Here is a 26,717-nt window from a genome sequence, read left to right on the forward strand (position 1 = left end):
CCGCCATGGAGGCTCTGCGGTTGATCCTGCGCTATGCGCACCTCATCGGCTTCGCGCTGCTGCTCGGCGGTGCCGTGGTCCAGTTCGTCTCGGGCAAGCTGCGGATCAACCCGGCCATGCTGTGGGGCTCGATCATCCAGGTGCTGACCGGCCTGGCGCTGGCCGCCCCGCTGCGTGGTGGCGGCGACGCCGAGCCCAGCCCCGTCAAGCTCGTGGTGAAGCTCGTGATCGCCATCATGATCTTCGTGATGGTGTTCATCCCGTGGCGCCGCAAGCGGGAGGACGTCAACCGCGGCCACTTCATCGGCATCATCGCCCTGACGCTGATCAACGCGGCCGTCGCCACCTTCTGGCACTGACCCGCCCGCGGGCGGGCGTCAAGGAACGGGCGTCCTCCGGCCCCGGAACGTTGCCGGGGCCGGAAGCGGATCCGGCTACCAGGAGCCGGCGGTCGGTCCGGCCGACCCGCCGCGCCGCCGCAGGTACTTCTCGAACTCGCTGGCGATCTCGTCCCCGGTCAGCGGCTTGATCCCCTCGTCACCGACCCGCTCCTCGAGCTCGCGCACGTACTCGCCCAGCTCCGCGTCCTGCTCGGCAGCCGCGCGGACCCGCTTCTCCCATTCGTCGGCCTCCTCGGCGAGGTCGGCCAGCGGCACCGGGAGGTCGAGCACGTCCTCGAGCCGGCTGAGCAGGGCCAGCGTCGCCTTCGGGCACGGCGGGTTGTTGGCGTAGTGGGGGACGTGCACCCAGAACGACAACGCGTCGAGCTCCGCGCGGCCGGCCGCCTCCTGCAGCACGCCGACGATGCCGGTGGGGCCGTCGTAGCGGGTCGGGACGACCTTGTACTTCTCCGCGACCTCCTTCTCGGACGCGGTGCCGCTGATCGGCAGGGGCCGGGTGTACGGGACGTCGGCCAACAGGGCGCCGAGCAGCACGATCCGGTCGACCTCGAGGCTGTGGCAGACCTCGAGGATCTGCTCGCAGAAGGTGCGCCACTTCATGCTGGGCTCGATGCCGCGGATCAGGACGACGTCGCGTTCCGTGCCGGGCGGGCTGGCCACGCTGAACCGGGTGGTCGGCCACTCGATCTTGCGGGTCTCGCCCTCGGCCATGGTGATGGTCGGCCTGCTGACCTGGAAGTCGTAGAACTCCTCCGGGTCGATGGTGGTGATCTCGCGGGCCTGCCACACCTGTTCCAGGTGCTCCACCGCGGCCGTCGACGCGTCCGCGGCGTCGTTCCACCCTTCGAAGGCGGCGATCGCCACGGGGGAGCGCAGCAGGGGGAGGCCGTCGAACTCTGTCACGATGCCAACCTTTCGTACCTCAGTACCTCAGAGCCTACGTGGCGTCACCGGATCCCACCCGGCGGCGCCCCGGCGGGGCCGCCGGGCGGGCCTCGCCAGAACTGGCGGGGGGCGTAGCCGTCGCGGCGCAGCCAGTGCTCGGTGTAGACGATGCGGGTGGCCGGCACGGCCACGAGAGGGCCCAGGGGAGGGTCGTCGAGGGAGCGAGACCGCTCCACGTGGTCGGACTGCCAGCGGACCGCCGGCCAGTAGGCGGCGAACTCCGGGTCGTCGGGGGAGAGGGTGCGCGCCTCGCCGAGGACCTGAGCGCCGCGGCTGCTCGCCTGCCCCACCAGCGGCGCGAAGACGCCGATCGAGACGCGGGGGTCGGCGGCGATGTTCCGCATCTTCGGTGAGCCGGCGGCCGCGGTGAACAGCAGGGTGAAGCCGAGGTGGAAGTAGCGGACCGGCGTTGCCAGCGGGCCCGAGGAGCCGGCTGTCGCGAGCACGCACATGTTCTGCGAGGAGAGCAGGTTGAGGATGCGTTCCTCGAGACGGTCCGGCGGGAGCCGGCGGCTCGGTGAGGGGCCGGCCAGCCATGGGTTGGTCACGGGCATGCGTGATCGTTGCACACCAGGGCGGGTAGCGCGGCGAGGTCGTCCAGGCTGTCGGCGGGCAGGTAGGCGTCGGGGTCGTCGCGCAGGGCCGCGGCCTGCGGGTAGCCGGCGTTGGTGACCAGCACCGGGCGCATCCCGGCGCGGGCCGCGCCCCAGTGCTCCCTGCTGCCGCCGTCGCCGACGAACCAGCAGTCGGCCGGCGTCACGCCCAGGCGCTGCGCCACCGTCTCGTACAGCCGGGGGTCGGGCTTGCGGTAGCCCTCCTGCCAGGAGAAGACGGGGGCGTCGATGAGCGGCGCGTACGGGGTGGACGGCCAGCGTTCCACCAGTTCACTGCTGCAGTCGCTGATGAGTCCCAGCCGGAAGCCGGCTGCGCGCAGGGTGCGCAGCGCGGGCAGCGCATCGGGGCGGGGGCTGTGCATCCCGGCTGCCCCGCGGAGCTGGGCGGCGACGGCCTCGGTGAGGGCCGCCTCGGACGGCGTGACGCCGCACCGCCGGGCGATGGTGTCCAGCGTGGAACGGGTGTCTCCGAGGAGTCCGCAGATCCGCTCGGGGAAGGAGCCGGACATCGCCGTCCAGAAGGCGTCGGCGGGCACGCCGAGCGCGGCTGCGGTGCCCGCGAAGGACGCTCGCCGGCCTGCTTCGAGCGACGGGTCGGTGAGGGTGCCGAAGAAGTCGAGGACGACGGCCTTCACCGGACGGCGTGGGGGGCCAGGACCGCGGCGCAGCGCAGGTTGCGGTAGTGGCCGCGGTAGTCGAGGCCGTAGCCCACGATCAGGCCGGGTTCCACGTCGAAGCCCACGTAGGTCGGCACGTCGAAGGCGGGGCTGTGCGGCTTGCGCAGCAGGGCGCAGACGGCGATGGACGCGGGCCGGCGCTGCTGGAGGTTGGCGATCAGCCACGACATCGTCAGCCCGGTGTCGATGACCGTCTCGGTGATGATGACGTCGCGCCCCTCGATCTCCAGATCAAGATCTTTGAGCAGGCGTACGGAGCCGGAGCTGCGTTTGCTCGTCGTGTACGAGCGCATCGCCATCCAGCCGATCTCGACCTGGGTCTCCAGGGCGCGGGCCAGGTCGACGGTGAACGTCGCCGCTCCGCCCAGCACGCCGACGAGCACGATCTCGCGCCCCGCGTAGTCCTTGCCGATGGTGCGGGCGAGTTCGCCGACCCGAGCGAGGATCTGGTCCTCGCTCAGCAACACCGCTTCCAGATCGCCTGCCACGTGCTCGGCGTCCACTCGTCTCCCCCGGAGGTCGGCCGGCCGGTCCTGCCGGGAATCCTGACACGCGGGGCTGCCGCGGCCAACACGGCCATCGCCCGCTCGGCTGACGCGGGGCACCCCGACCAGGTCGCCGTCGACGAGTCGGTGATCTTCGTCACCGCTGGATGTCAGGTCCTTGTCACGCTCCGTAGTCGGAGTGACGTGCTCCGCCGAAGTGCTGGCCAGATGCCCGCACCGAGGGGCGGATCATGTCGCCGTTTGTCCAGATCTTCGGCCGGGGCTCTATGCTGCGAAACGGTCTCCTGTAATGTCCGCGCGTCTCACTATTCATGTATTCATCACGATGGTGGAGTTGTGGCATGGCACGACGGTTCACGCTCGACGAGATCCGCACCCGCACGTACAAGGATCGCGACGCGTGGTGGACCGTCTGGCTGGTCGACCCGCTCGCGTCGCGGCTCGTGTGGCTGGTCGCGCCGCTGAAGTGGGTCACGCCCAACCTGCTGACCATGGGCGCCTTCCTGCTGGGCGTGCTCTCCGCGGTGTGCTTCGCCCAGGGTGACTACAAGTGGCTGGTCGCGGGCGCGATCGGCTTCCACTTCAGCTTCGTGCTCGACTGCATGGACGGCAAGATCGCCCGGCTCAAGGGCACCGGCTCGGTCTTCGGCTCCTGGCTCGACTACGTCTTCGACCGCCTGCGCGTCGTCACCTGCGCGGTCGCGCTCATGGGCGGCCAGTACGCACAGACCCACAACGTCCACTACCTGTGGATGGCCGGCGTGGTCATCTTCCTGGACGGCTTCCGCTACCTGAACGCCCTGCAGATGGGCAAGGTCAAGAACGACATGCGCCGCCGCCTCGAGGCGGCCCAGGGCGAGGGCGCGGCCCCGCCGATGTTCGTCGAGGAGACCGACTCCGAACACCCCGTCGGCGCGGCGGCGGTCACCGGCCCGGCCACCGACGGTACGGGCGCACAGCGGCCCGTGGTCGACGTGTACGGCGACTTCCGCACCAAGTTCAGCACCTTCGTGCGCATCCGCAACATGCTGGTCCGCCAGCGGATCCGCGCGCACCTGTTCAGCGGCATCGAGTTCCAGATGTTCGTCTTCATCATCGGCCCGCTGACGGCGCAGATCATCCCGGTGACCATCGGGTCCGGGATCCTGCTGGTCGCGTTCGAGCTGCTGCTGATCTACAAGCTCTGGACGGCGACCCGCAGCTACACCCGCCAGATGGCGAAGATGGGCGTGACATCGGAGGCGCAGGCCGAGGCCGTGGCCGCCGCGGCGGGCGTCGAGCCGGTCGAGCAGGTCGTCGACGCCGACCAGCTGGGCACCGACACCGTGGCCCTGCCGACGGTCACCGTCCGCCCCTGAGTCCCACCGGCGGGAACGTCCGGATCGCCCGGCCCCGGCCGGGCCGGAAGATGCGGCAGCGCGGCACTGCCTAAGACGCCTGCGCCGTGGCAAGCTGACCCGCCATGGACGCAGTGGTGATCGCCGGCGGGCTGCTGGCCTGCCTGGCCGTCCCCGTCGCGGCCGTGGTGCTCGCGGTCGTCGTCGGCCGCCGGCGGGAACGCGAACGCCGTGAGGCCCTGCAGACATGGGCGGCCGCCGCCGGCTGGACCCTCGTCTCGGACCCCGCGGTGGACTGGAGTGACCGGCTGCCGGGGCGCAACCGGCGCGGCGTGACGCTCGCGCTCACCGGGCCGTTGTGGGGACGCCGCGCCAGCGTCGCCGACTACTCGTACACCGAGACCAGCACGACCAGCACGCCGGACGGGCAGGGTGGCACCACCCACGGCACCAAGTCGACCACGCACCACTTCACGGTGCTCGTCGTCCACCTCGACCGGCCCTCGCAATACCTGGGCATCCAGCCGCGCGGAACCCTGTCGAAGTGGGGCCGGGCGTTGTTCGGCGCCGGTGCCGAGCTGGGGCACGAACGGTTCGACAAGGACTTCCGGGTGGTCGGTGAGCCGGGCGCATCCCCGTACCCGTTGAGCGCGGCCCTGCTCGCCGCCCATGTCGACGGTGCCGTGCCGGCCTGGACGCTGCAGGGCACGGACCTGATGACGTGCACGCCGGGCCGGCTCAAGGATCCGGCGTCGATCCCGCAGCTGCTGGGATCCCTCTACCGGGTGGCGGACCTGCTGAGCGGCCGTCCCCCCGCCGGCGGCTCCGCATAATCGGTGTCGTGGAGGATCATCCGCTGGAGGTCGGCGAGGACGCGACCACCTTCTTCCAGCCGCGGGCCATGGTGTTCGTGACGATGCTGTGGGTGATCGCGCTCGGCGCCCTCGGGTGCGCCCTGATCGTCCTGCTCGTGGTGCTCGGGCTGGGCATCCGCCCCACGGCTTCCGACCTGGTCACGGCGGTGGAAGCCTTGCTCATCGTGCCCGTGGTGGCTGCCGGCCTGATCGTGCTCGTCGCCTGGAACCGGTTCGGGTGGCTCAAGAGCTCGGTGCGCGGCCTGGAGTTCGGTGCCACCGGCCGGCGCGGCGTGCACGTGCCGTGGTCCGCGGTCGCCTCCGTCGGGCTGCGCCGCTGGGGGCCCTTCACCGAGCTCGTGATCACGCCGTCCGCGACGAGTGCGGTCACCGAGCTGCCCGGCCCGGGTCGCCGCCCGCGCATGCTGCGCCGCGACTCGGGGCCGGCCTTCGTGGTCGACGTGGGGCTCATGTCGCCCGGCCCGGACGTCCTGCTCGCGGAGCTGCACCGCCGCATTCCCGCGCGCGTCTGACAGTCAGCGGGCCGCCACTGCGGGCCCGCCGAAGGTGACCGGCACGCCGGGGGAGTACAGCACGCTGACCGGGGGCCCGGTCAGCGCCGGCAGGCCCGCCGCGCGGACCAGGCCGTCGTCGAGCTCCAGCAGCTCGGCGCGGAAAAGCGGCCACCGCGGGTGCTCGTTCGGCAGATGCACCGTACGGCCCCAGGCGCGCGTGTGCAGACCCCACCGGGCCGTCACGAAGTGCTCGAGCGGCGAGGGCTCGTCCAGCGCTGCTCCCGGCCGTACCGCAAAAGCGGTTGTGGCCCGCGGACCGGGCCATCGCCGCGTGCTGGCATAGCGCAGCACGCCGGCGTCCTTCTCGAGGGTCATCCGGGACCATTTGTACGGCAGCCGCAGCAGCGCCTGCGCGGTCAGCACGGGCAGCAACCGCTCCGCGTCCAGCGACAGGAACACCACCGCCCGCCGGCCCTGGTCGTCGACGCTGTAGAGCCGCACGTTCGTCTCGAGGAACGTCCCAGGTACGGCAGGCCGGGGCCGCGCATCGGGCCGAGCCCGACCATCCGGAACCCGATGAGGCCGACGAAGGTGACCCCGTCGAGCGTGTCCGGCACGGTGCCGCGCGGCAGGAACGGCGCCACGGTCTCCGGCGGGACCGCCCAGTGCAGGAAGGCCAGGTCCCGCCAGCTCTGCACCAGCCACGACCGCCGCACCGGGCGCAGCGTCTCCGGCGTCACGTCCTCGATCCGCACGCGCCCATCATGCACCGCGCCGTCGACCGTCCGGGCGCACACTGATCCGCTTTGCCCTGCCCGTCCGTATCGAGGGGTATCCCCGGTCACGCCTGCCCTCGGAGGACCCCCGCATGCCGGTGCCGCGCCACCGCCTCGTGATCCCGACCCTGCTCGCCGGCGCCCTCGTCGCGCTCGGCTGCGTCGCCGCACCGCAGGCCCCCGCCGGCCGGCCTCCGGCCCCCGCACCGACGACGGCCAAGAAGACGACCAAGGGCAAGACCCCGGACCCGAACCTCGACGGTACGGACACAGTCGAGGAGTTCCAGTCCGACGTCGAAGCCGCGCGCAGGCTCGCCGAGGAGTACTGGGCCGGCCAGTTCCGGCGGTCCGGGCTCACGTTCCGGCCGATCGCCGAGCTGATCCCGTACGACACCGAGGGTGAGGTGGACTGCGGTGGCCAGGGGCTCGGGCTGAACAACGCGGCCTACTGCTCGGCGGGCGACTTCATCGCCTACGACGCGAACTGGGCGTTCGCCGCGTTCCGCCAGATCGGCGACGCCTTCATCTTCTACCTGCTCGGCCACGAGTACGCCCACGCGATCCAGCGGCGGCTGAGCATCCAGAAGCAGTTCTCGATCGAGCAGGAACTGCAGGCGGACTGCATGGCGGGGGCGTACATCGGCGACATGGAGAAGGGCAACCGGCTGAACCTCGCCGACGGCGACCTGGACGAGCTCGCCCGCGGGCTGGAGGCGGTGGGCGACGACCCGGGCCAGCCGTGGTTCGCCGAGGGCGCACACGGTACGGCCCGGCAGCGCACCACCGCCTTCACCGACGGCTACACCCGCTCCCTGAAGCGGTGCCAGCTGTCGTAGCGGTCACACCAGGCCGCGCCGGAGCGCCTGGCGGGGGAAAATGGGGTTTTGGCTCGGCGACTCGGGAGGCCTGCCCTGACATCACGACAACCGGCTGCGGTGCTCTTCGACATGGACGGCACGCTGGTCGACAGCGAGAAGGTCTGGGACGTGGCGCTGCACGAGCTGGCCGCCCACGCGGGCGGCACGCTCTCGGAGCCCGCGCGGCTGGCCATGATCGGCAGCAGCATGGCCACCTCGATGCGCATCCTGCGCGAGGACCTCGGCCAGCCCGACCGGGACGAGACCGCCGACGTCGCCTGGCTGGAGCGGCGCGTCGAGGAGCTGTTCGCCGAGGGCCTGGTCTGGCGTCCCGGGGCGATGGAGCTGCTGCGGGCCGTGCGCGAGGCCGGGCTGCCGACCGCGCTGGTGACCTCGACCGGCCGGCGGCTCGTCGAGGTCGCGCTGGACACGCTGGGCCGGGACAACTTCGACGCGGTCGTCTGCGGTGACGAGGTGTCGGCCCCGAAGCCGGACCCGGCGCCGTACCGCACGGCGGCCGACCTGCTGGGCGTGCGGATCGACGAATGCGTCGCGATCGAGGACTCGCCGACCGGCATGGCCAGCGCGGTGGCGTCGGGGGCGGCCGTCCTCGCCGTCCCCGCCGAGCTGGAGCTGCCACCGACCGACGGCGTCCACCTGCGCGAGACCCTGGTGGGCGTGGACCCGGCATATCTGGCGACGATCTTCAGCCGCGTCACCACTTGACGCACGTCCGCGCCGGCCCCGAGCGGTCGGGGCCGGCGCGGAAGCTGTTCTCAGTCGTGAGCGATGGCGCCCAGCACGTTGAGCCGCGCCGCCCGGATCGCCGGCAGCACCGCCGCGATCACCCCGACGAGCGCCGCCAGCACCAGGTACGTCCCCATCCGCTCCCACGGCAGCACCAGCTCGGTGATCCCGTCGCTCTTCAGCGCCCGCGTCACCGCGGTGCCCATGCCCGCGCCGACTGTCACGCCGAGCAGCGCACCGAAGACCGAGATCACGACCGCCTCGACCGTCACCATGCGCATCGTCTGGGCCCGGCCGAGACCGACAGCGCGGAGCAGCCCCAGCTCGCGGGTTCGTTCCAGGACCGACAGCGCCAGTGTGTTCACCACGCCGAGCACCGCGATGAGGATGGCCAGCGCCAGCAGGATCTGGATCATCGTGATGAGCGTGTCGAACGTGGCGGCCTGCTGGTCCACGAATGCCGCCGCGTCGGTCGCCGACACCTCGGGGCTGTCCGCGACCAGCGCCTTGACCTGCGGAAGCACCGCCGAAACCGCGACGCCGTCGTCGAGGCGGACGAACCCGAAAGCCGGCTGGCTGATGCCGAAGTCCTTGGTGACCGCCCCCGGGAGCGTGATGCTGCCGGGCAGGGCGTCCTCGGCGTACGTGGCCACGACCGTATAGTGGTGCGGCTCCCCGCGGGACGCCTGCACGGTCACCGGGGAACCGACCTTCCAGCCGAGCTCGGCCGCCCGGGGCGCACTGACTGCGAGCTGGTCGTCCTTCAGCGTCGTCAGGGTGGTGGCGTCCGCACCGTACGTCTGCGCCAGCGAGGCCAGGTCGTCGGTGGCGGTCACGTACTGCCGCTTGCCGTCGATGAGCACCTGGTCCTCCCACAGGCCGGCTGCCGCCCGTACCCCGGGGATCTGTGCGGCCTTGCGCACGACGGCCGGATCGAACGTCGGCGGCCGCGGCCCGTTCTGGTCCCCGCTGATCATGATCTGGGCCTTGAGGACCCGGGCCGCCTCGGCCTTGAGGCTGCTCTTGGCCGAGTCCATGACCACGGTGACGCCGGTGACCAGGGCGATGCCCACCATGAGCGCGGCTGCCGTGATCGCGGTGCGGCGCGGGTTGCGTCCCGAGTTCAGCCGGCCCAGGCGGCCCGGCAGCGACCAGGAGAACAACCGGCCGAGCAGCGCCACCACCGGACGGCTGATCAGCGGCGTCAGCAGCGCCACCCCGACGAACGAGACGAGCACCCCGCCCAGGATCAGCCACAGCTCGGCGCCGACGTCCGCGAACAGGCCCAGGCCCAGCGCCGCCGCCCCGGCCGCGGTGACCGCCGCGCCCGCGACGCTGAGCTTCGTCAGCGGCCGGTCCGGCGTGGCGACGTCCTGCATGGCGGCCACCGGCGCGATCCTCGACGCCCGCAGCGCCGGCAGCACCGCCGCGACGACCGTGACGAGCACGCCGACGACGAACGAGCTGATGATGGCCGCGGCCGGCACGGCGAGCGGCGCCAGCTGCAGGCCGCCCGCGGCGAAGGACCCGAACAGGTACGCGAGCAGCGCGCCGACCCCGACTCCGGCGGCCAGCCCGAGCACCGCAGCGACCAGCCCGATGACGACCGCCTCGACGAGCACCGAGGTGATGACCTGCCGCCGGGCGGCGCCCAGCGCCCGCATCAGGGCGAGCTCCCGGGTCCGCTGCGCCACGATGATCGAGAAGGTGTTGAGGATGAGGAAGACCCCGACGAACAGCGCGACCCCGGCGAACCCGAGCAGGATCTGACCGAAGAAGCTGAGTCCCTCCTGCAGGTCCGCGGCGTTGTCGTCGGCGAGCTGGTCACCGGTCTTGACCACGTACCCGGTGCCGAGCGCGGACCCGATCCGGTCGCGCAGCGCCTCCGGCGTGACGTCGCCTGCGGCCTGGACCCGCACCGAGCTGTAGACGCCTGTACGCCCGAGCATCAGCTGCTGCGCCACGGGCTCGGTGAAGGCGACCTCCTGTACGCCGCCGAGGCTGTCCCGGTCGCCGCTGTAGCCGTACACGCCGACCAGGGTGAACTCCTTCTTCGGCTCGAGGGTGAGCACGCCGACGCGGTCACCGACCTTCAGCCCGGCGGCCTCGGCCACCGCCGCGTTGACCGCGATCTCGCCGGCGGCGGCCGGCCCGCGACCCTCGCGCAGCTGCACCAGGTCGTCCGCACCCCTCCAGGCGACGCCCATCCGCGGCGGCCCCATCGAGGTCAGAACCTTGCCGTCGCTGCCGATCACCCGCGCACCGTCGGCCTCCACGAGACCGGTCGCCGCCCGTACGCCCGGCACGGTCTTGATCTTGTCCACGGTGGCCGCCGGCACCGGCGCGGCGACCTGTTCGCCGTCCATCTCGGAGACCTCGACCTTGGGCTTGGCGGTCACGCCGACGTCGGTGGTCGAGTACGCGCTGGCGAAGACGGCGTCGAAGGAGCGGCTGAGCGTGTCGGTGACGACGAACGCGCCGGACACGAACATGACGCCGAGCACGACCGCCAGACCCGACAGGATGAGCCGCAGCTTGCGCGCCAGCAGGCTCTTGAGGGTCGCCCGCAGCATCAGAGCATCACCGGCTCGGCGTGCGTGTCCAGCTTCTTCATCATGTCCAGCACCGCGTCGGCGGTCGGCTCGGTGAGCTCGTCGACGATCTCCCCGTCGGCCAGGAACACCACCCGGTCGGCGTAGCTCGCGGCGACCGGGTCGTGGGTCACCATCACGATCGTCTGCTGGTGCTCGCGCACGCTGGCGCGCAGGAACGACAGCACCTCGGCCCCGGACCGCGAGTCCAGGTTGCCGGTCGGCTCGTCGGCGAAGATCACGTCCGGCCGCCCGATCAGCGCCCGCGCGCACGCGACCCGCTGCTGCTGGCCTCCGGAGAGCTGGCTGGGCCGGTGGCTCAGCCGGTCCCGCAGCCCGACGGTGTCGATGACGATGTCCCACCACTGCGGGTCGGGTTTGCGGCCGGCGATGTCCAGCGGCAGCCGGATGTTCTCCTGCGCGCTCAGCGTGGGCAGCAGGTTGAACTGCTGGAAGATGAAGCCGATCCGGTCGCGGCGCAGCCGGGTGAGCGCCTTGTCGTTGAGCTTGCTGACTTCGGTGCCGCCCACGTGGACGGTGCCCCGGTCGACCGTGTCGAGGCCGGCGAGGCAGTGCATGAGCGTCGACTTGCCGCTGCCGGACGGGCCCATGATGGCCGTGAACCGGCCCTGCCCGAACTCCGCGCTCACGCCACGAAGCGCGACGACCTGCGCCTCACCCGAGCCGTAGACCTTCCAGACCTCGTTCGCCCGGGCCGCCGCGGGTCGGTCGGCATTGGTCGTTGTCACTGTCGCTCCCTGTGGTCCGCCGTGGTCCGGCCGGGCGGTTCGCCCGGCCGGCGTTGCCAGTGTTCCGGCGGCGAGCGCCTCGGTCGTCCGCCCGAGGGCGGACAGCGACGCGGAGATTTCGGTGCGGGTCGCCACCTACGTCGGCTCAGGGTTTCCCCCGAACTCGCCATGTGACGTCACTTCGACGCTTGACAGACGTCATCGATGACGTCAGAGTGGTGGCATGGACCTCACGCCGTACGTCGAATCGCTGCAGGCCGATCTCTCCGCCGCCGCCGCGCCCGGGGGACCGGACACCGAACGGGCCGCGGAACTCCTCGGTCACGCCCTCGACGCATCGGTCCGGCTGGCGCTGCTACAGGCGCTGTCGGACGCCACGGCCGAGATCACCACCCGGCTGCACGGCCCGGTCGTCGACGTCCGCCTCCGCGGCCGCGAAGCCGACCTCGTCGTCAGCCACCTTCCGGCAGAGCCGGCACCCGACCCCGTCACGCCGCAGCCCGCCGCGGCCGACGGCGGCGACCTCGCCCGGCTCACCCTGCGCATGCCGGAGTCCCTGAAGGCCCACGTCGAACAGGCTGCCGCCGCCGAGGGAATCTCCGTCAACGCGTGGCTGGTCCGCGCGGTGATGGCCGCGGCGACCGCCACACCGTCGCCGCCGTCGGCCTCCGCCCCGCGGCGCGGCGGCCGCCGCATCACCGGCTACGCCCAGGCCTGACCACCCCCACCCACCAGCGAAGGAGCACTCTCGTGCCCGAGTTCGACCACTCCAGCCCCGTCACCGTCTCCCTGCGCGTGCAGCGCGGCTCCGCCGAGGTCGTCGCGGAGCAGCGCGAAACCGTGCGCGTCGACGTCACCGCCCCCGACGGCACCGACGCCACGGACCAGTTCACCATCGCCCTCGACGGCGACACCCTGATCGTGCACGCCCCCGACGCCGGCGGATGGGCGTGGCGGCGCACGGCCAAGGTCCACGTCGCCGTGCGCGTACCGCTGGACAGCACCGTCGCGGCGAAGTCCGCCGCCGCCGACCTGCGCCTCGCCGGCCGCTATACGACAGTGCAGGCGGTCCTGTCATCGGCCGACGTCCACCTCGAATACGCCACCGGCGACGTCCAGCTGAAGTCCTCCAGCGGCGACATCACCGTCGACCGCGTAGGCGGCTCCCTGCGAATGAACACCGCCTCGGGCGAGCTGCGCGCCGGTGACGTCACAGGTGACGTCAGCGCCGGCACGGCCAGCGGCGACATCGCCATCCACCGCGTCGGCGGCTCCGTCAACGCCCAGGCCGCCTCGGGCGACGTGGAGATCGGCACGATCAGCCAGGGCCGAGCCGACCTGCGCTCGATGTCCGGCGACGTCACGGTCGGCGTCGCCCCGGGCACCGGCGTGTGGCTGGACCTCACCACGGCCTCCGGCTCCACGACCAGCGACCTGGCGATGGGAGACACCCCGCCTGAAGGCCGCGCGGCGGCGACCCTTGAGCTGCGCGTACGCACGGCCAGCGGAGACATCAACGTGCACCGCGCCCTGGGCCACCCGGCCGCCGCCTGATGTCACCCGCCCGGCCGGACCCCGGCCGCCGCCCGGCTCACCCGCCGGGACGGATCCCCGGCCGGCGCCCGGCTCACCCGCCGGGACGGATCCCCGGCCGGCGCCCGGCTCACCCGCCCGGACGCACCAGTCCGGTTTCGTAGGCCAGCACGACCGCCTGCACGCGGTCCCGCAGCCGCAGCTTCGTCAGCACGTGGCCGACATGCGTCTTGACGGTCGTCTCGGACACCAGCAGCGACCGCGCGATCTCGGCGTTCGAGTGTCCCTTGGCGACATGCACGAGAACCTCACGCTCGCGCTCGGTGAGAGTGTCCAGCGCCGGCGCCGCAGCCGCGGTCTCGGCGGCGGGCAGGACCTCGGCCATCCGCCCCAGCAACCGCTGCAGGATCGGCGGAGCCACGACCGCGCCTCCGGCGGCAACGGTACGGATGGCAGCAACCAGCTCCTCCGCCGGCACGTCCTTGCCCAGGTACCCGGACGCCCCGGCGGCGACCGCCCCCAGCACGGTCTCGTCGGTGTCGTCCGCGGTCAGGATGAGCACCCGCACCGGCAGCCCCGACCCGGCGATCCGCCGCGTGACGGTCAACCCGTCGAGCCGAGGCAACCGCAGATCCATGACGACGACGTCGGGCAGCAACCGCCGGGACAACTCGACGGCCTCGGCCCCGTCCCCGGCCTCCCCGACGACAGCCAGCCCACCAGCGCCGGCCAGCGCCATCCGCAGCCCCGACCGAAGCATCGGCTGCTCATCGGCGAGCAGCACCCGGACGGTACGCACCACGGCCGGCCCGGCCGCTCTTGTCCCGTCGCCCGCCGTCACCGCCAGCCTCCCCGAACCCGACTCCGGCGCTCACCCTAAGCGATCGGCAACCCTCGCCGGGTGCGCGGTCCGCGGCTTGCGGCCTGCTTCGGGCGGTCGTCGGGCTTCGGTCGGGGTGTGGTCGCCGGCTCGGGGTGGGCGGTCGGCGGTTTACGCCGGGAGCGCGGTTGCTCGCCGGCGGCTGGCGGTCAACCCGGGCGGTTGGCGGACCTTGGCGGGGGTGTGGTCGGCGGCTTGGAGTTGGCGGTTTCGTCGGGCGGTCGGTTGTTCGTCGGCGGTGTGGTTGGCGGGTCTAAGCGCGTCCCGACCGGCGCCCGGCGCGACCGGTTGTTCGGTGACGTCAGGCAAGAGCCGGCCTGTGCTCATGGCTGACGGGGAACCGGCGTCAGAGCGTCACCGCCGGTGAGACCTTCCGTGGGCTGCGGGTAGGGCGGCGGGGTGCCGCCGAACTCGGGGCAGAACTGCTGGTGGCTGCACCATCCGCAGAGCCGGCTGGGCTTCGGGCGGAAGTCCTGCTCCCGCTTGGCGCGCTCGATGGCCTTAGACAGCGCGACGAGGGTGCGTTCGAAGCGTTCGAGCTCCTCCGCGTCCGGGCTGTAGTCGCAGACCTCCGCATCCTTGAGGTAGAGCAGGCGGAGCACGCGGGGCACGACGCCGCGGGTGCGCCACAGCACCAGGGCGTAGAACTTGAGCTGGAAAAGCGCCCGGCCCTCGAAGGCCTCGCGAGGCGCGCCGCCGGTCTTGTAGTCGACGACGCGCAGGTCGCCGGCGGGAGAGACGTCGAGGCGGTCGATGTAGCCGCGGATCAGCAGCTCGTCGTCGACCAGCGTGGAGACCAGGCTTTCGCGCTCCGCGGGCTCCAGGCGCCGGGGGTCCTCCACGGCGAAATACCCGTCGAGCAGCTCACCCGCGCCGGCGAGGAAGGCCTCGAGCCGCCCGCGCTCATCCGAAGGCGGTTCCGGCATGCCGGGCAGTGCCTCCGGCGCCGTCGTCGCGGCGCGGTTCGGCCCGGCATCCGTCGAGAGAGCCGCCAGAGGGCCGCCGGTTGCGACCGGGACGACGGGCGCGGCGGGGTGGTCCTCGACCGGGACGGGTGCGGGCACGTCGCCCGCCGTCTCGAAGAGCTGCGACAGGGCCGGCTCCTCCTCGACCAGGCGCTCCCACTGCGGGGTCACCAGCGCGGCCGCGGCGTCAGGCGTGCGTTCCTCGGCCGGCAGGTCGAAGAGGCGTTCCAGCACGGCGTGGACCAGCGTGCCCCGGACCTGGTCGCGGGTCGGCTGCTCGGGGAGCCGGTCGATGGTGCGGAAGCGGAACAGCAGCGGGCAGGTCTTGAAGTCGGCTGCGCGCGACGGCGACAGCGACGGCCCGGCGGGCCGTTCCCCGCCCGGCTCGGAAAGGGGCTCGGAAGGGGGCAAGACCGTTTCTGCCGTCATGCGGGTAAGGCTAGGGGAGGGGTATGACGAAACCGGCGAGGCGGGGCTCTCAGACTCGGTCCGTAGCATCGACGGCGTGGACGACAGAGGGCAGCGGAGCCGGCCCGTCCGGCGGCGCGGGGCGTGGGAGGTCGGGCGGGTGCTCGGCATCCCGGTCTTCGTGAATGCCTCGATGCTGCTGCTCGCCCTGCTGGTCACCGTCGTCTACGGCGGCTACGCGGAGAACCAGCTGGGACTTCAACCCCTTTTCGGGTACGGCGTGGGCCTCGGTTTCGTGGTGTGTCTGCTGGGTTCGGTGCTGCTGCACGAGCTGGGGCACGCCCTCACCGCGCGGCGGTACGGGATCGGTGTGCGCGGGATCACGCTGGAGCTGCTCGGGGGCTGGACCGAGATGGATCGGGACGCGCCCTCGCCCCGGGTCGACGCGCTCGTGTCGCTGGCGGGGCCGGCCGTGTCGCTGGTGCTGGGCGGGGTGGCCACGGGCGCCGCCTTCGCGCTTCCCGAGCGTACGGTCGCGGGTGAGATCGCCTTTCAGCTCGCCGCGAGCAACGTCATCGTGGCGATCTTCAACGTGCTGCCGGGGCTGCCGCTCGACGGCGGGCGGGCGCTGCGGGCCGGGCTGTGGGCGCTGTTGCGCGACCGGAACAGGGCTACGGAGCTGGCCGCGTGGGGCGGGCGGGGCATCGCGCTGGTCACCGGGTGTGCCGTGTTCACGCTCTATCGGCTGAACCTGCTCACCCTGTTCGGGCTGATCTTCCTCCTGCTCGTCGCCTTCACGCTGTGGCAGGGCGCCGGGCAGTCGATCCGGCTCGCGCGGATGACGCGGCGGTTCCCCCTGGTCGACCTGAAGACGCTGGCGCGGCCGCTCTTCGCCGTACCGTCGGGAACGTCGATCGCGGAGGCACAACGCCGCGCCGATGCGGCTGAGCCTGCGCGGAAGGGGCTGGCCGTGGCTGATTCCAGCGGCCGGGTGTTGGCTCTCGTGGACGGCACCGCGGCGGCTGCTGTGCCGGCGGAGCGGCGGCCGTGGGTGAGTGTCGACACCGTGGCGCGGGACGTGGCGCGGCTGCCGGCGATGCGGGTCGGGCTCACCGGCGAGCAGGTGGTCCGGGCCGTGCAGGCCCACCCGGGTGCGCAGTACGTGGTGACCTCAGGCGAGGATGTCGTCGGCGTGCTGCACGTCGCGGATCTGGCCGAGCTGCTGGAGCCGCGCCGGCCGGCCCGCCGTGCCGCCGCGAGGTAACCAGGAGAGGGATCAGTGACCGTTCAGGAAAACACCGTCGCCGCCGAGCCGGTTCCCGCCCACCGCGGGCCGTTCCGCCCGGGCGACCGTGTGCAGCTCACCGATCCCAAGAACCGCATGCACACCATCGTGCTGGAGCCCGGGAAGGCGTTCCACACCCACCGGGGGGCGCTCGAGCACGACGCTCTGATCGGGCTGCCCGACGGCAGCGTGGTCACGTCGAGCGGCGGCACGCCCTATCTGGCGCTGCGCCCGCTGCTGTCCGACTACGTGCTCTCGATGCCGCGCGGTGCGCAGGTCATCTACCCGAAGGACGCCGCGCAGATCGTCGCCATGGGTGACGTCTTCCCGGGTGCGAAGGTGCTGGAGGCCGGTGTCGGTTCCGGGGCGCTGACCTGTTCGCTGCTGCGGGCCGTCGGTGGCAGCGGTGAGCTGCACTCGTACGAGCTGCGCGAGGACTTCGCCGCGATCGCCCGCAAGAACGTCGAGGCGTTCTTCGGCGGGCCGCACCCGGCGTGGCACCTGCACCACGGCGATGTCGCCGACGCCACGGAGACCGGTTTCGACCGCATCATCCTGGACATGCTCACCCCCTGGGAGGCCCTCGACATGGTCGAGAAGGCGCTCGTGCCCGGCGGGGTGTTCATCGGGTACGTGGCCACGACTCCGCAGCTCTCCGAGCTCGTGGAGGCGCTGCGCGAGCGCGGTGGCTGGACGGAGCCCCGGGCCTGGGAGTCGCTGGTCCGCGACTGGCACGCCGAGGGTCTGGCCGTACGCCCGGACCACCGCATGATCGCGCACACCGCGTTCCTCGTGTCGGCCCGCAAGCTCGCGCCCGGCGTGACGGCACCGCCGCGGCGGCGCAAGCCCAGCAAGGGCGCCGAGGCGTACGCGCTGCGCAGGGCCGCTCAGGCGGCTCTTGCCGCCGAGCGGGCGGAGACCGGGACCGATCCCGGGGTGTGACGGCTCGCCCCGCGTCCGGTAGTTTCCGTCGCGGGTTTCATGGGGCTTGGGAGGGAACGGGTGGGCGCGATGTCATCTCCGCCGTTCGGGGGCAGCAACGAGATGCCGGCGGTCTTCCCGGACTGGTCGCCGTATGAGGATCTCGATTCGGCGGCACGCGCCTACCTGCGCGACCCGGAGGTGGCGCTGGACGCGCTCTTCGGGGTGCTGCGTGGTGCCTCTGTGCTCTGTTTCACGCTGGAGCGCTTCGTGAACGAGGTGAACGGCGTGTGGCAGGAGGTCGTCATCTGTGACGGCAGCCGCCTCGTGCTGTGGCACGGCGAGGACGTGGCGCCCGGCGACGGGCCGGTCGGCTCGATGACCTCGTCGTTGCGGGTGGTGCCGCTGTCGACCGTGACCGAGGTCGGGTGCCGGCGGCGCCTGACCCGCACGTCGAGCGGGCAGGCGCGGGTCGACAGCATCGACGTCTACCTGCTGCTGAGCTCGGTGGACGACGCGGTGCCGCCGCCGGGAATGGCCGAGGAGGAGGGCCGGGCGGCGCTGCGGCACGACGCGCTGCGCTTCGGCAAGACGCTGGACGACGGCGGGCCGGGGCAAATCGCCCGTTTGGAGGAGTTCTCCCGGATTGTCGCATCTTTGGTCGGCCGTCCGACACTGTGACATTTTCCGCTCTCCGCGGAGATCGTAGGGGCGCGGCGGAGCCCGTACCGAAAAAGATCAGTCCGCGTCCGGACCGGCCACCTCGACGTCGTCGGACGAGCGCACGACGTGGATGCAGTCGCCCGGGCACTCCTTCGCCGCGTCGATCACCTCGAGCCGCAGCCGCGCCGGCACCCCGGTGCGCACTCCGGGGCTCTGCAGCAGCTCACCGCTGCTGTCCTTGACGTACGCGAGGCCGTCGATGTCGAACTCGAAGACCTCCGGTGCGTACTGCACGCAGAGCCCGTCGCCGGTGCACAGGTCCTGATCCACCCAGACCTCAAGCTCATCAGTCCCGGTCTGCACAGACACCGAACACCTCCCAGAAATCGCCCTGTCCGACGGTACCTGAAGGGTCTGACCACCCGGTGCACCCACCTGACCCAATCGATCAAGGTTCAGTGACGAGGGTGTTGCATGGGTCGAAATCCGGCCCGCAGCGGTTAGTGTTGTCTCAAGACGTTCGAGCCCCCGGGGAGGTGGGACGTGGCACGTAGCGACGAGGCGGATTCACGCGCCGCACGTTGGGAGAAAGAGGCCAACGATCTCTCCAGCCAGGTTGCGTTCCTGCAGGAGGAACTCGCTCTGGTACGGCGCAAGTTGACCGAAAGCCCCCGACACGTCCGGCAGCTCGAGGAGCGGCTCGCGGCGACGCAGGCGCAGCTGGCCCGACTGACCGAGAACAACGACCGGCTCGTGGCGACCCTCAAGGAAGCCCGGGCTCAGATCGTCACTCTCAAGGAAGAGATTGACCGGCTCGCCCAGCCGCCCAGCGGCTACGGCGTTTTCCTGGCCGCCCACGAGGACGGCACCGTCGATGTCTTCACCGGTGGCCGCAAGCTGCGGGTCGCCGTGTCCCCGAGCCTCGAGGTCGAGGAGCTCAAGCGGGGACAGGAGGTCCTGCTCAACGACGCGCTCAACGTGGTCGACGCGTTCGGCTACGAGCGGGTCGGCGAGGTCGTCCTGCTCAAGGAGGTCCTGGCCGGTCCGGGCGGCGCCCCGGGTGACCGTGCCCTGGTCGTCTCGCACGCCGACGAGGAGCGGATCGTCCACCTGGCCGAGTCGCTGCAGGTGTCCGCGCTGCGGGCCGGCGACTCGCTGATGATCGAGCCGCGCTCGGCGTACGCGTACGAGCGCATCCCGAAGAGCGAGGTCGAGGAGCTCGTTCTGGAGGAGGTGCCCGACGTCGACTACACCGACATCGGCGGTCTGCACTCGCAGATCGAGCAGATCCGCGACGCGGTGGAGCTGCCGTTCCTGCACGCCGACCTGTTCCGGGAGCACCAGCTGCGCCCGCCGAAGGGCATCCTGCTCTACGGCCCGCCCGGCTGCGGCAAGACCCTGATCGCCAAGGCGGTCGCCAACTCGCTGGCGAAGAAGATCGCCGAGCGCCGCGGCGAGGAGAAGCACACCAGCTACTTCCTCAACATCAAGGGTCCCGAGCTGCTCAACAAGTACGTGGGTGAGACCGAGCGGCACATCCGCCTGGTCTTCCAGCGGGCGCGGGAGAAGGCCGGCGAGGGCACGCCGGTCATCGTGTTCTTCGACGAGATGGACTCGATCTTCCGGACCCGTGGCTCCGGCGTCTCCTCCGACGTCGAGAACACCATCGTCCCGCAGCTGCTCAGCGAGATCGACGGCGTCGAGGGCCTGGAGAACGTCATCGTCATCGGCGCCTCCAACCGGGAAGACATGATCGACCCGGCGATCCTGCGGCCCGGCCGGCTGGACGTGAAGATCAAGATCGAGCGCCCGGACGCGGAGGCGGCGAAGGACATCTTCGCCAAGTACATCCTCCCCGGCCTGCCGCTCAGCGCGGAGGACCTGGCCGAGCACGGCGGCGACGCCGACGTGACGGTCGCGGCCATGATCGAGGCGGTCGTGCTCCGGATGTACACGGAGTCCGAGGAGAACCGCTTCCTGGAGGTCACCTACGCCAACGGTGACAAGGAGGTCCTGTACTTCAAGGACTTCAACTCCGGCGCGATGATCCAGAACATCGTCGACCGCGGCAAGAAGATGGCCATCAAGGAGTTCCTCACCTCCGGCAAGAAGGGGCTGCGCCTGCAGCACCTGCTCGACAGCTGCGTCGACGAGTTCCGCGAGAACGAGGACCTGCCCAACACCACCAACCCGGACGACTGGGCCCGCATCTCCGGCAAGAAGGGCGAGCGGATCGTCTACATCCGTACGCTCGTCTCCGGCGGCAAGGGCGCCGAGGCCGGCCGTTCCATCGAGACGGCCAGCAACACCGGTCAGTACCTGTAGACATCGACGAGGGACGCGGGCGGAGGTCATCCTCCGCCCGCGTCTTCTCATCTCATTTCCTGTCGTCTTCGTCGCTCTGCGTGGTGCCGGCCGCCGTCGCGGGGCCTGCTCCCCGGCGCGAAGACGCCCGCTGTGACGGATGATCGCCACCGAGCGTGCCGTGACGCGTACGGCCCGGGGCGAGAACCGATACAGAAGCGTCTAGGCTCGACACATGGGCAACGGCAACACAGTCTCGGGCGGAGTGGTCGCATGAGCGTTCGGCGGATTATGGGCACCGAGGTCGAGTACGGCATCTCCGTGCCGGGGCAGCCCGGAGCCAACCCGATGGTCACCTCGTCCCAGGTCGTCAACGCCTACGGCGCCCGTCCCGAGCTCAACCGCGGCGGCCGCGCCCGGTGGGACTACGAGGAGGAGTCGCCGCTGCGCGACGCCCGTGGGTTCACCTACTCCGGTGCGGCGTACGACCCGGCGGACGCGCTCGCCGACGAGGACCTCGGCCTGGCCAACGTGATACTCACCAACGGCGCCCGGCTCTACGTCGACCACGCCCACCCGGAGTACAGCACGCCCGAGTGCACCAACCCGCTGGACATCGTGAAGTGGGACAAGGCCGGCGAGCGCGTGATGGCCGAGGCGTCCCGGCGCGCCGCCACGATCCCCGGCACCCACCGCATCCAGCTCTACAAGAACAACACCGACAACAAAGGCGCCTCGTACGGGTCGCACGAGAACTACCTGATGCGCCGCCAGACGCCGTTCGCGGACATCGTGGCCCACCTGACGCCGTTCTTCGTCACCCGGCAGATCGTCTGCGGCGCCGGCCGCGTGGGCATCGGCCAGGACGGCTCCGGCTCCGGGTTCCAGATCTCGTCCCGCGCGGACTTCTTCGAGGTCGAGGTCGGCCTCGAGACCACGCTCAAGCGCCCCATCATCAACACCCGCGACGAACCCCACTCCGACGCGGACAAGTACCGCCGCCTGCACGTCATCATCGGCGACGCGAACCTCTCCGAGATCGCCACGTACCTGAAGATGGGCACCACGGCGCTGATCCTCAACATGATCGAGGAGAAGGTCTTCACCGGCGAGCTCGGCGTGGCCGACCCGGTCTCGGAGCTCAAGGCGGTCAGCCACGACCCGTCCCTCAAGCACCTCATGCGGCTGCGCGACGGCCGCCGGCTCACCGCCCTGGACCTGCAGTGGGCGTACTACGAGCGCGCCAAGGCCTTCGTGGACGAGCGCTACGGCGCCGACGTCGACGAGCAGACCGCGGACGTGCTGCGGCGCTGGGAGGACGTGCTCACCAGGCTCGGCGACGACCCGATGAGCTGCTCCGACCAGCTCGACTGGGTGGCCAAGCTGCGCCTGCTCGAGGGCTACCGGGAGCGGGAGAACCTGGCCTGGTCGTCGCCCAAGCTGCAGCTGGTCGACCTGCAGTATTCGGATGTACGGCCGGAGAAGGGCCTCTACCACCGCCTGGTGGCCCGCGGCTCGATGAAGACCCTCCTCGGTGCGGAGGAGACCCAGCGCGCGATGGTGGAGCCGCCCGAGGACACCCGGGCGTACTTCCGCGGCCAGTGCCTGGCCCGCTACGCGTCCGAAGTGGTCGCGGCGAGCTGGGACTCGGTCATCTTCGACGTCGGCCGCGAGTCGCTCGTGCGGGTCCCGATGATGGAGCCCGAGCGGGGTACTAAGAAGCACGTCGGCGCCCTGTTCGACAAGTGCGACACGGCCAAGGACCTGCTCGAGGTGATCACGAGCCGGTGACCGGACCGGCCCGCGAGGCGGCCATCGCCCGGCGTCGGGTTCGCTGCGCGAGAAACACGCGGACGCGCGGACGTTTTCGTCGTACCCGCGAGGTAGGTTTTTCCCAACCCGAACCGGTTGGGTGTTGAAGGGGGACAGGGATGGCAACGCGAGACACCGGCGGTCAGTCGCAGTCCGGCAAGGGCAAGCGCGACGAGGAGATCGAGGACGTCACCACCGAGGCCAACCCGGAGGTTGCCGAGCGGCACGCCGAGATCACCGAGGACGTCGACGACCTCCTGGACGAGATCGACTCCGTCCTCGAGGAGAACGCCGAGGAGTTCGTCCGAGGGTACGTACAAAAGGGCGGCCAATAAACATATCCCCCGAAACGGACATTCGCCGCGCCGGATCGACACCTCGATCGGGATGATCGCGTCGGTCCGGCGCGCGGGATATGGTGCTTCAACTGCGACGGCGGACTCGGGTGGTTGCGGGACGGCCCGGAACCCCTCGCCGCCGCGATCACGTTTTCGAGAGGAACCACGTGGCAGCGGGTTTTGATCCATCCGGGCGTCTTCCAGATGTGTTCACCAACGCGGGGACGTCATCCTTCACGCAGTTCCTGAGCCAGGCCGCCCCCGAGCTGCTGCCGGGTCGCCGGCCGCTGCCGCCGGGCATGGCGGCCGACATCGCGCCGCACGGCACCACGATCGTCGCCATCGCCACCACCGAGGGTGTCGTGATGGCCGGTGACCGGCGCGCCACCATGGGGAACCTGATCGCCAGCCGGGACATCGAGAAGGTGCACCCGGCCGACGCCTACTCGCTGATCGGCATCGCCGGGACCGCGGGCATCGGCATCGAGCTCATGCGCCTGTTCCAGGTGGAGCTCGAGCACTACGAGAAGATCGAGGGCGCCATGCTGTCCCTCGACGGTAAGGCCAACCGGCTCGCCGCGATGGTGCGCGGCAACCTGGGCGCGGCCATGCAGGGCCTCGCCGTGGTGCCGCTGTTCGCCGGCTTCGACCTGGCGCCGGCCGACCCGTCGAAGGCCGGGCGCATCTTCAGCTTCGACGTCGCGGGCGGCCTCTACGAGGAGACCGGCTTCGACGCGATCGGCTCCGGTTCGCTGTTCGCCAAGGCGGCGCTGAAGAAGCGGTACAGGCCGGGTATCGGCACGCAGGACGCGATCCGGCTGGCCGTGGAGGCGCTCTACGACGCCGCCGACGACGACACCGCGACCGGCGGGCCCGACCTGACCCGCAAGATCTACCCGGTGGTGATGACCGCGACGGCGGACAGCACGCACCGGCTGACCGAGGCCGAGATCAACGAGGTGGCCGAGGCGGTCGTCGCCGGCCGGATGGAGAACCCGGGCGGCTGAGCCGCAGGACACGTCGCCGGTCCGGCTTCCGGACCGGGTTCGTGTCCCGGCAGCATCGTCCCGTCTCCGCCATCGCGACCATCACCCGCCATCCCGGCATCGAAGGAGTAGCCACCCGTGGCCATGCAGTTCTACGCCTCGCCCGAGCAGGTCCAGCGCGACCGCTCCGAGTACGCCCGCAAGGGCATCGCCCGCGGCCGCTCCGCCGTCGTGCTCACGTACGAGGGCGGCATCCTGCTGGTCGCCGAGAACCTCACCTCGCTGCGCAAGATCAGCGAGCTCTACGACCGGATCGGCTTCGCGGCCGTCGGCCGCTACAACGAGTTCGAGAGCCTGCGCCGGGCCGGCGTGCGGATGGCCGACCTCAACGGCCTGGCGTACGACCGGCGCGACGTGACCGGACGGGCGCTCGCGAACGCCTACACCCAGACGCTCGGCGCGATCTTCTCCGAGACCCAGAAGCCGTACGAGGTGGAGATCTGCGTGGCGCAGGTCGGCGCCACCCCCGAGGCCGACGAGCTGTACCGCATCACCTACGACGGCTCGGTCATGGACGAGCCCGGCTTCATGGCGATGGGCGGCTCCGCGGAGGCGATCTCCACCGTCCTCAAGGAGCGCCACGACGTGGCCGCGGACCTGCCGACCGCACTGGCCCTCGCGGTCAAGGGCCTCGGCAGCGTCGGCGGCGAGAACGGTGCGGCCCGCGAGCTCGGCGCGTCCCAGCTCGAGGTGGCCGTGCTCGACCGGCGCCGCAAGGGACGGGCGTTCCGGCGCATCGCGGGGGCGGCGCTCGAGACGCTGCTCGGCGGCGGCAAGGACCAGCCGGAGCCCGAGGTGGGCGAGGCGGGCGACACGGCACCGCCGGCCCCGGGCGAGGAGAAGCCGACGGTGTCAGCCGCCTCGGTCGACCTCGAGGGCAAGCCGGAGGACTCCGACAGCTGACCCGGCGATCCCAGCGCCCGGCGCTGACCGCCTGTGGCCTATGAGCGCGTCGAAGCTGCTGCTTCGGCGCGCTCACGCATTTCCCTGCCGAGGCCTGCCTCGTTGCCCTTCACTGCCCGGAATGCCTGCCTCTCAGCGCTCTCGTGAACCGGCGTGCCGCGCCCCGCGTCTTCAGCGCGAACGCCGCAGCCGTCGCCCGTCCGACGGTCGTGGCTGCCGCGGAACCGTTCCGACGAAAGGGGTTGGCGGATGCGAACAACCAAGACGCGGGTGGCGATCGGCGCGGCCGTGCTGATGGCGGCCGCCGCCGGGATTGTGGGGGCCGGCTTCGCCGACGCGGCGACGAGTGAGGTCGCCACGATCGCTCAGCGGGCCGCGGAGCAGGCGCCGGCGTGGCAGCCGAACACGGCGTACGCGGTCGGTGCCAAGGTGTCCTACGACGGAGTGGAGTACACGTGCAGACAGGCGCACACCAGTCTGGTCACGTGGGAGCCCCCGGCCACGCCGGCGCTCTGGCTGGCGGTGCCGGCGACCGTGCCGTCGACCGTGCCGTCGAGCGTGCCGAGCAGTGGTGCCCCGTCGAGCGAGCCGCCGGCCGTTCAGCAGGTGGCGGGCGTGATCCCGGCTCCGGTCGAGTACCGCCAGGACCAGGCGGCGTCCTTCACCATCACCGACAAGACGGTCGTGCGGACCGCTGACGACGAGGGCGCCAAGAAGGTCGGGGAGCAGCTGGCGGCGGCGTTGCGGCCGGCTACCGGGTTTCCGCTGGATGTGACGACCGGTACGGGGACAGGCGCCATCGCCCTGCTGCTCGACGGGGCCGATCAGCGGGTCGGGGCGGAGGGCTACCAGCTCGACGTCGCGGCCGACGGGGTGACGATCCGGGCCACCGCTGCGGCCGGGCTCCACGCCGGTGTGCAGACCCTGCTCCAGTTGCTTCCCCCGGAGATCGAGGCCGGCTCGAAGAAGGACGGGAAGTGGGTCGTGCCCGGTGGGCGCATCGTCGACTTCCCGCGCTTCGCGTACCGGGGCGCCATGCTGGACCTGGCGCGGCACTTCCACCCGGCGAACGACGTCAAGAGCTACATCGACCAGATCGCCAAGTACAAGATCAATTACCTGCACCTTCACCTCACCGACGACCAGGGGTGGCGGATCGAGATCAAGAAGTGGCCCGACCTGACCGTCAAGGGCGGCGGTGAGGGCACCGGCGTGAACGGCAAGGGTCCCGGCTTCCTCACCCAGCAGGAGTACGCCGACCTGGTCGCGTACGCCGCGGACCGCTTCATCACGGTCGTGCCCGAGATCGACATGCCGGGGCACAGCAACGCCGCGCAGGCCGCCTACCCCGAGCTCAACTGCGACGGCAAGGCGGTGCCGCCGCGGACCGACATCGAGGTCGGCTACAGCTCGTTCTGCGTCGCCGGTGACAAGACGTACGCGTTCCTCGACGACGTGCTCGGTGAGCTGGCGGAGCTGACGCCGGGCCCGTACCTGCACATCGGCGGTGACGAGGCCAAGGCGACGACCGACGCGGACTACCGGACCTTCATGTCGAAGGTGCTGCCGCTGGTCGCCAAGCACGGCAAAAAGGTGCTCGGCTGGAACGAGATCACCGCCGCCGACCTGCCCGAAGGTGCTGTCGCGCAGTGGTGGAACACCACGAACAGCGATCCGAACCTCGCCACCGCGGCCGGTAAGGGCACCAAGGTGCTGATGTCCCCGGCGAACAAGGCGTACCTGGACCAGAAGTACGACGCAAGCACGCCGATCGGTCTTTCCTGGGCCGGTCCGACGAGCGTGAAGACCGCGTACGACTGGGATCCGGGCGCGCTGGTGCAGGGCGTCGGGGAGGAGAACGTCCTCGGTGTCGAGGCGCCGCTGTGGTCGGAGACGCTGCTCAGCTCCGACGACATCGAGTTCATGGCGTTCCCGCGCCTGCCCGCCCTGGCCGAGGTGGCCTGGTCGGCCAAGGCGAGCCACGACTGGGAGGGGTTCCGTGCCCGCTTGGCGAGCCAGGCACCCCGCTGGGCCGCGTGCAACGTCAACTTCTTCAAGTCGCCCGAGATCGACTGGAAGGAGTAGGCGTG

General features: G+C 71.3%; 27 protein-coding genes and 1 pseudogene. 18 read left to right on the forward strand and 10 right to left on the reverse strand.

Going from position 1 to position 26,717, the window contains the following annotated elements; genetic code table 11:
• The first annotated feature begins 5 nt into the window (after positions 1-5).
• Positions 6-359: a hypothetical protein gene (locus tag AB0J80_RS35140; RefSeq protein ID WP_364713753.1), complete on the forward strand. Its 354-nt coding sequence runs from the start codon at positions 6-8 to the stop codon at positions 357-359.
• 75 nt (positions 360-434) lie between these two features.
• On the opposite strand, the gene AB0J80_RS35145 is transcribed toward AB0J80_RS35140, so the two are convergent.
• The 4 genes from AB0J80_RS35145 to hpt are packed head-to-tail and all read right to left on the reverse strand — an operon-like array spanning position 435 to position 3,140.
• On the reverse strand, positions 435-1,304 hold the full coding sequence (locus tag AB0J80_RS35145) for a PAC2 family protein (protein WP_364713755.1): 870 nt from the start codon (positions 1,302-1,304) through the stop codon (positions 435-437).
• Positions 1,305-1,348: 44 nt separating this feature from the next.
• On the reverse strand, positions 1,349-1,900 hold the full coding sequence (locus tag AB0J80_RS35150) for a pyridoxamine 5'-phosphate oxidase family protein (protein ID WP_364713756.1): 552 nt from the start codon (positions 1,898-1,900) through the stop codon (positions 1,349-1,351).
• On the reverse strand, positions 1,891-2,595 hold the full coding sequence (locus AB0J80_RS35155) for an HAD family hydrolase (protein WP_364713757.1): 705 nt from the start codon (positions 2,593-2,595) through the stop codon (positions 1,891-1,893). The genes AB0J80_RS35150 and AB0J80_RS35155 overlap by 10 nt, the downstream gene beginning before the upstream one ends.
• On the reverse strand, positions 2,592-3,140 hold the full coding sequence (gene hpt, locus AB0J80_RS35160) for a hypoxanthine phosphoribosyltransferase (protein WP_364713759.1): 549 nt from the start codon (positions 3,138-3,140) through the stop codon (positions 2,592-2,594). Before hpt ends, AB0J80_RS35155 begins: the two co-directional genes overlap by 4 nt.
• A gap of 344 nt (positions 3,141-3,484) precedes the next feature.
• Between hpt and AB0J80_RS35165 the strand changes: the two genes are divergently transcribed.
• The 3 genes from AB0J80_RS35165 (at position 3,485) to AB0J80_RS35175 (ending at position 5,867) form a co-directional block, all read left to right on the forward strand.
• Entirely contained in the window at positions 3,485-4,501 is a 1,017-nt protein-coding gene (locus tag AB0J80_RS35165; protein ID WP_364713760.1) for a CDP-alcohol phosphatidyltransferase family protein, read from the forward strand.
• A 104-nt stretch (positions 4,502-4,605) separates the two neighbouring features.
• Entirely contained in the window at positions 4,606-5,313 is a 708-nt protein-coding gene (locus AB0J80_RS35170; protein ID WP_364713762.1) for a hypothetical protein, read from the forward strand.
• A gap of 8 nt (positions 5,314-5,321) precedes the next feature.
• The gene (locus AB0J80_RS35175; protein ID WP_364713763.1) at positions 5,322-5,867 is read left to right on the forward strand and encodes a hypothetical protein; all 546 of its coding nucleotides are present in this window, start codon (positions 5,322-5,324) and stop codon (positions 5,865-5,867) included.
• Between the two features lie 3 nt (positions 5,868-5,870).
• On the opposite strand, the pseudogene AB0J80_RS35180 reads toward AB0J80_RS35175, so the two are convergent.
• Positions 5,871-6,604, reverse strand: a pseudogene (locus AB0J80_RS35180) (DUF2071 domain-containing protein).
• Positions 6,605-6,717: 113 nt separating this feature from the next.
• Here AB0J80_RS35180 and AB0J80_RS35185 point away from each other — a divergent pair.
• Both AB0J80_RS35185 and AB0J80_RS35190 read left to right on the forward strand, forming a co-directional pair.
• The gene (locus tag AB0J80_RS35185) at positions 6,718-7,461 is read left to right on the forward strand and encodes a neutral zinc metallopeptidase (protein WP_364713764.1); all 744 of its coding nucleotides are present in this window, start codon (positions 6,718-6,720) and stop codon (positions 7,459-7,461) included.
• 99 nt (positions 7,462-7,560) lie between these two features.
• Positions 7,561-8,208 (forward strand): HAD family phosphatase, encoded by a 648-nt coding sequence (locus tag AB0J80_RS35190; protein ID WP_364713765.1) that lies wholly within the window; start codon positions 7,561-7,563, stop codon positions 8,206-8,208.
• A 50-nt stretch (positions 8,209-8,258) separates the two neighbouring features.
• On the opposite strand, the gene AB0J80_RS35195 is transcribed toward AB0J80_RS35190, so the two are convergent.
• Positions 8,259-10,802, reverse strand: a complete 2,544-nt coding sequence (locus AB0J80_RS35195; RefSeq protein ID WP_364713766.1) for an ABC transporter permease — start codon at positions 10,800-10,802, stop codon at positions 8,259-8,261.
• On the reverse strand, positions 10,802-11,569 hold the full coding sequence (locus AB0J80_RS35200; RefSeq protein WP_364713768.1) for an ABC transporter ATP-binding protein: 768 nt from the start codon (positions 11,567-11,569) through the stop codon (positions 10,802-10,804). The genes AB0J80_RS35195 and AB0J80_RS35200 overlap by 1 nt, the downstream gene beginning before the upstream one ends.
• Before the next feature lie 223 nt (positions 11,570-11,792).
• Here AB0J80_RS35200 and AB0J80_RS35205 point away from each other — a divergent pair, with 223 nt between their 5' ends.
• Both AB0J80_RS35205 and AB0J80_RS35210 read left to right on the forward strand, forming a co-directional pair.
• The gene (locus AB0J80_RS35205) at positions 11,793-12,287 is read left to right on the forward strand and encodes a DUF1778 domain-containing protein (RefSeq protein WP_364713769.1); all 495 of its coding nucleotides are present in this window, start codon (positions 11,793-11,795) and stop codon (positions 12,285-12,287) included.
• Between the two features lie 32 nt (positions 12,288-12,319).
• Positions 12,320-13,123 (forward strand): DUF4097 family beta strand repeat-containing protein, encoded by an 804-nt coding sequence (locus tag AB0J80_RS35210; protein WP_364713770.1) that lies wholly within the window; start codon positions 12,320-12,322, stop codon positions 13,121-13,123.
• A 109-nt stretch (positions 13,124-13,232) separates the two neighbouring features.
• Here AB0J80_RS35210 and AB0J80_RS35215 read toward each other — a convergent pair whose 3' ends face one another.
• The gene (locus tag AB0J80_RS35215) at positions 13,233-13,943 is read right to left on the reverse strand and encodes a response regulator transcription factor (protein ID WP_364713772.1); all 711 of its coding nucleotides are present in this window, start codon (positions 13,941-13,943) and stop codon (positions 13,233-13,235) included.
• A 362-nt stretch (positions 13,944-14,305) separates the two neighbouring features.
• On the reverse strand, positions 14,306-15,376 hold the full coding sequence (locus tag AB0J80_RS35220; RefSeq protein ID WP_364713774.1) for a PD-(D/E)XK nuclease family protein: 1,071 nt from the start codon (positions 15,374-15,376) through the stop codon (positions 14,306-14,308).
• A 172-nt stretch (positions 15,377-15,548) separates the two neighbouring features.
• On the opposite strand from AB0J80_RS35220, the gene AB0J80_RS35225 reads away from it, so the two are divergent.
• From AB0J80_RS35225 to AB0J80_RS35235, 3 genes are all read left to right on the forward strand, one after another.
• Positions 15,549-16,619: a site-2 protease family protein gene (locus AB0J80_RS35225; protein ID WP_364713812.1), complete on the forward strand. Its 1,071-nt coding sequence runs from the start codon at positions 15,549-15,551 to the stop codon at positions 16,617-16,619.
• Positions 16,620-16,634: 15 nt separating this feature from the next.
• Positions 16,635-17,582, forward strand: coding sequence for a tRNA (adenine-N1)-methyltransferase (locus AB0J80_RS35230; protein WP_364713776.1), 948 nt, complete (start codon positions 16,635-16,637; stop codon positions 17,580-17,582).
• 69 nt (positions 17,583-17,651) lie between these two features.
• A complete protein-coding gene (locus AB0J80_RS35235; protein ID WP_170148562.1) occupies positions 17,652-18,242 on the forward strand; it encodes a hypothetical protein in 591 nt (196 codons plus the stop codon).
• A 57-nt stretch (positions 18,243-18,299) separates the two neighbouring features.
• Here the strand turns inward: AB0J80_RS35235 and AB0J80_RS35240 are convergent, their stop codons facing one another.
• A complete protein-coding gene (locus AB0J80_RS35240) occupies positions 18,300-18,587 on the reverse strand; it encodes a ferredoxin (protein ID WP_364713814.1) in 288 nt (95 codons plus the stop codon).
• Positions 18,588-18,767: 180 nt separating this feature from the next.
• On the opposite strand from AB0J80_RS35240, the gene arc reads away from it, so the two are divergent.
• The 7 genes from arc to AB0J80_RS35275 all read left to right on the forward strand — a co-directional run bounded on the left by arc (position 18,768) and on the right by AB0J80_RS35275 (position 26,712).
• Complete coding sequence (gene arc / locus AB0J80_RS35245; protein WP_364713778.1) at positions 18,768-20,549, forward strand: proteasome ATPase; 1,782 nt, start codon at positions 18,768-18,770, stop codon at positions 20,547-20,549.
• A 252-nt stretch (positions 20,550-20,801) separates the two neighbouring features.
• A complete protein-coding gene (gene dop / locus AB0J80_RS35250) occupies positions 20,802-22,319 on the forward strand; it encodes a depupylase/deamidase Dop (RefSeq protein ID WP_364713779.1) in 1,518 nt (505 codons plus the stop codon).
• Between the two features lie 140 nt (positions 22,320-22,459).
• Positions 22,460-22,675: a ubiquitin-like protein Pup gene (locus AB0J80_RS35255; RefSeq protein WP_106124861.1), complete on the forward strand. Its 216-nt coding sequence runs from the start codon at positions 22,460-22,462 to the stop codon at positions 22,673-22,675.
• Between the two features lie 78 nt (positions 22,676-22,753).
• Positions 22,754-22,927: a hypothetical protein gene (locus AB0J80_RS35260; RefSeq protein WP_364713816.1), complete on the forward strand. Its 174-nt coding sequence runs from the start codon at positions 22,754-22,756 to the stop codon at positions 22,925-22,927.
• Positions 22,846-23,685, forward strand: coding sequence for a proteasome subunit beta (gene prcB / locus AB0J80_RS35265; protein ID WP_364713781.1), 840 nt, complete (start codon positions 22,846-22,848; stop codon positions 23,683-23,685). Before AB0J80_RS35260 ends, prcB begins: the two co-directional genes overlap by 82 nt.
• A 117-nt stretch (positions 23,686-23,802) precedes the next feature.
• Positions 23,803-24,627, forward strand: coding sequence for a proteasome subunit alpha (gene prcA / locus AB0J80_RS35270; RefSeq protein ID WP_364713783.1), 825 nt, complete (start codon positions 23,803-23,805; stop codon positions 24,625-24,627).
• A 249-nt stretch (positions 24,628-24,876) separates the two neighbouring features.
• Positions 24,877-26,712: a family 20 glycosylhydrolase gene (locus tag AB0J80_RS35275; RefSeq protein ID WP_364713785.1), complete on the forward strand. Its 1,836-nt coding sequence runs from the start codon at positions 24,877-24,879 to the stop codon at positions 26,710-26,712.
• Positions 26,713-26,717: the final 5 nt, after the last annotated feature.

Source organism: Actinoplanes sp. NPDC049548, from assembly GCF_040676695.1.
Classification (GTDB): Bacteria; Actinomycetota; Actinomycetes; order Mycobacteriales; family Micromonosporaceae; genus Actinoplanes.

Excerpts from the sequence above, each read along its gene's own strand:
- AB0J80_RS35140 (WP_364713753.1), top strand. The coding sequence starts at position 6 with ATGGAGGCTCTGCGGTTGATCCTGCGCTATGCGCACCTCATCGGCTTC.
- AB0J80_RS35150 (WP_364713756.1), bottom strand. The coding sequence starts at position 1,900 with ATGCCCGTGACCAACCCATGGCTGGCCGGCCCCTCACCGAGCCGCCGG.
- AB0J80_RS35165 (WP_364713760.1), top strand. The coding sequence starts at position 3,485 with ATGGCACGACGGTTCACGCTCGACGAGATCCGCACCCGCACGTACAAG.
- AB0J80_RS35170 (WP_364713762.1), top strand. The coding sequence starts at position 4,606 with ATGGACGCAGTGGTGATCGCCGGCGGGCTGCTGGCCTGCCTGGCCGTC.
- AB0J80_RS35185 (WP_364713764.1), top strand. The coding sequence starts at position 6,718 with ATGCCGGTGCCGCGCCACCGCCTCGTGATCCCGACCCTGCTCGCCGGC.
- AB0J80_RS35195 (WP_364713766.1), bottom strand. The coding sequence starts at position 10,802 with ATGCTGCGGGCGACCCTCAAGAGCCTGCTGGCGCGCAAGCTGCGGCTC.
- AB0J80_RS35205 (WP_364713769.1), top strand. The coding sequence starts at position 11,793 with ATGGACCTCACGCCGTACGTCGAATCGCTGCAGGCCGATCTCTCCGCC.
- AB0J80_RS35220 (WP_364713774.1), bottom strand. The coding sequence starts at position 15,376 with ATGACGGCAGAAACGGTCTTGCCCCCTTCCGAGCCCCTTTCCGAGCCG.
- AB0J80_RS35225 (WP_364713812.1), top strand. The coding sequence starts at position 15,549 with ATGCTGCTGCTCGCCCTGCTGGTCACCGTCGTCTACGGCGGCTACGCG.
- AB0J80_RS35235 (WP_170148562.1), top strand. The coding sequence starts at position 17,652 with ATGTCATCTCCGCCGTTCGGGGGCAGCAACGAGATGCCGGCGGTCTTC.
- dop (WP_364713779.1), top strand. The coding sequence starts at position 20,802 with ATGAGCGTTCGGCGGATTATGGGCACCGAGGTCGAGTACGGCATCTCC.
- AB0J80_RS35255 (WP_106124861.1), top strand. The coding sequence starts at position 22,460 with ATGGCAACGCGAGACACCGGCGGTCAGTCGCAGTCCGGCAAGGGCAAG.
- AB0J80_RS35275 (WP_364713785.1), top strand. The coding sequence starts at position 24,877 with ATGCGAACAACCAAGACGCGGGTGGCGATCGGCGCGGCCGTGCTGATG.